This is a genomic window from Streptomyces sp. NPDC059224 (genome assembly GCF_042754285.1).
Classification (GTDB): Bacteria; Actinomycetota; Actinomycetes; order Streptomycetales; family Streptomycetaceae; genus Streptomyces.
Genome location: NZ_JBHZAN010000086.1, coordinates 1 through 3,261, shown reverse-complemented (window position 1 = coordinate 3,261; position 3,261 = coordinate 1). Strand labels below are relative to the sequence as shown.

Sequence of the window (3,261 nt, the reverse complement as noted above, 5' to 3'; positions counted from 1 at the left end):
GTGTCGGGCACGCTGTTGGGTGTCTGAGGGAATGAGTTCCCTCTGATGCCGGCCCCGGTAAAGCACTGCGTAAGTGGTGTGTGACGGGTGGCTGGTCGTTGTTTGAGAACTGCACAGTGGACGCGAGCATCTGTGGCCAAGTTTTTAAGGGCGCACGGTGGATGCCTTGGCACCAGGAACCGATGAAGGACGTGGGAGGCCGCGATAGTCCCCGGGGAGTCGTCAACCAGGCTTTGATCCGGGGGTTTCCGAATGGGGAAACCCGGCAGTCGTCATGGGCTGTCACCCGCTGCTGAACACATAGGCAGTGTGGAGGGAACGAGGGGAAGTGAAACATCTCAGTACCCTCAGGAAGAGAAAACAACCGTGATTCCGGGAGTAGTGGCGAGCGAAACCGGATGAGGCCAAACCGTATGCGTGTGAGACCCGGCAGGGGTTGCGTATACGGGGTTGTGGGATCTCTCTTTTGCGGTCTGCCGGCCGTGAGACGAGTCAGAAACCGTTGATGTAGGCGAAGGACATGCGAAAGGTCCGGCGTAGAGGGTAAGACCCCCGTAGCTGAAACATTGACGGCTCGTTTGAGAGACACCCAAGTAGCACGGGGCCCGAGAAATCCCGTGTGAATCTGGCGGGACCACCCGCTAAGCCTAAATATTCCCTGGTGACCGATAGCGGATAGTACCGTGAGGGAATGGTGAAAAGTACCCCGGGAGGGGAGTGAAATAGTACCTGAAACCGTGTGCCTACAAGCCGTGGGAGCATCCTTGTGGTGTGACTGCGTGCCTTTTGAAGAATGAGCCTGCGAGTTTGCGGTGTGTTGCGAGGTTAACCCGTGTGGGGTAGCCGTAGCGAAAGCGAGTCCGAATAGGGCGTTTCAGTAGCACGCTCAAGACCCGAAGCGGAGTGATCTAGCCATGGGCAGGTTGAAGCGGAGGTAAGACTTCGTGGAGGACCGAACCCACCAGGGTTGAAAACCTGGGGGATGACCTGTGGTTAGGGGTGAAAGGCCAATCAAACTCCGTGATAGCTGGTTCTCCCCGAAATGCATTTAGGTGCAGCGTCGTGTGTTTCTTGCCGGAGGTAGAGCACTGGATAGGCGATGGGCCCTACCGGGTTACTGACCTTAGCCAAACTCCGAATGCCGGTAAGTGAGAGCGCGGCAGTGAGACTGTGGGGGATAAGCTCCATGGTCGAGAGGGAAACAGCCCAGAGCATCGACTAAGGCCCCTAAGCGTACGCTAAGTGGGAAAGGATGTGGAGTCGCACAGACAACCAGGAGGTTGGCTTAGAAGCAGCCACCCTTGAAAGAGTGCGTAATAGCTCACTGGTCTAGTGATTCCGCGCCGACAATGTAGCGGGGCTCAAGCGTACCGCCGAAGTCGTGTCATTGCAGCTATAGGGCCAACGCCCGCTGTGATGGGTAGGGGAGCGTCGTCTGCCGGGTGAAGCAGCCGCGTAAGCGAGTTGTGGACGGTTGACGAGTGAGAATGCAGGCATGAGTAGCGATTCACACGTGGGAAACGTGTGCGCCGATTGACTAAGGGTTCCTGGGTCAAGCTGATCTGCCCAGGGTAAGTCGGGACCTAAGGCGAGGCCGACAGGCGTAGTCGATGGATAACCGGTTGATATTCCGGTACCCGCTGTGAAGCGTCAAACATCGAACCTTCTGATGCTAAGGCCGTGAAGCCGTTCCGGACCCTTCGGGGAATGGAAAGTGGTGGAGCCGCTGATCCAAGGTGGTAGTAGGTGAGTGATGGGGTGACGCAGGAAGGTAGTCCATCCCGGGCGGTGGTTGTCCCGGGGTAAGGGTGTAGCCCGTCATCTAGGCAAATCCGGATGACATGAGGGTGAGACCTGATGCCGAGCCGATTGTGGTGAAGTGGATGATCCTATGCTGTCGAGAAAAGCCTCTAGCGAGTTTCATGGCGGCCCGTACCCTAAACCGACTCAGGTGGTCAGGTAGAGAATACCGAGGCGTTCGGGTGAACTATGGTTAAGGAACTCGGCAAAATGCCCCCGTAACTTCGGGAGAAGGGGGGCCAGTCCTGGTGACGGAATTTACTTCCTGAGCTGGGGGTGGCCGCAGAGACCAGCGAGAAGCGACTGTTTACTAAAAACACAGGTCCGTGCGAAGCCGTAAGGCGATGTATACGGACTGACGCCTGCCCGGTGCTGGAACGTTAAGGGGACCGGTTAGCTCAGATTCGTCTGGGCGAAGCTGAGAACTTAAGCGCCAGTAAACGGCGGTGGTAACTATAACCATCCTAAGGTAGCGAAATTCCTTGTCGGGTAAGTTCCGACCTGCACGAATGGCGTAACGACTTCTCGACTGTCTCAACCATAGGCCCGGTGAAATTGCACTACGAGTAAAGATGCTCGTTTCGCGCAGCAGGACGGAAAGACCCCGGGACCTTTACTACAGTTTGATATTGGTGTTCGGTTCGGCTTGTGTAGGATAGCTGGGAGACTTTGAACTCTGGACGCCAGTTCAGGGGGAGTCGTCGTTGAAATACCAGTCTGGTCGTGCTGGATGTCTAACCCGCGCCCGTGATCCGGGTGGGGGACAGTGTCTGATGGGTAGTTTAACTGGGGCGGTTGCCTCCTAAAGAGTAACGGAGGCGCCCAAAGGTTCCCTCAGCCTGGTTGGCAATCAGGTGTTGAGTGTAAGTGCACAAGGGAGCTTGACTGTGAGACCGACGGGTCGAGCAGGGACGAAAGTCGGGACTAGTGATCCGGCGGTGGCTTGTGGAAGCGCCGTCGCTCAACGGATAAAAGGTACCCCGGGGATAACAGGCTGATCTTCCCCAAGAGTCCATATCGACGGGATGGTTTGGCACCTCGATGTCGGCTCGTCGCATCCTGGGGCTGGAGTCGGTCCCAAGGGTTGGGCTGTTCGCCCATTAAAGCGGTACGCGAGCTGGGTTTAGAACGTCGTGAGACAGTTCGGTCCCTATCCGCTGCGCGCGCAGGAGTCTTGAGAAGGGCTGTCCCTAGTACGAGAGGACCGGGACGGACGAACCTCTGGTGTGCCAGTTGTTCTGCCAAGGGCATGGCTGGTTGGCTACGTTCGGGAGGGATAACCGCTGAAAGCATCTAAGCGGGAAGCCTGCTTCGAGATGAGGACTCCCACCCACTTGATGGGGTAAGGCTCCCAGTAGACGACTGGGTTGATAGGCCGGATCTGGAAGCACCGTGAGGTGTGGAGGTGACCGGTACTAATAGGCCGAGGGCTTGTCCTCAGTTGCTCGCGTCCACTGTGTT

The 3,261-nt window shown here is 57.1% G+C and carries 1 rRNA gene; it reads left to right on the top strand.

Going from position 1 to position 3,261, the window contains the following annotated elements:
* Positions 1 to 134: 134 nt before the first annotated feature.
* A 23S ribosomal RNA gene (locus ACFXI4_RS44395) occupies positions 135 to 3,239 on the top strand.
* Positions 3,240 to 3,261 lie beyond the last annotated feature (22 nt).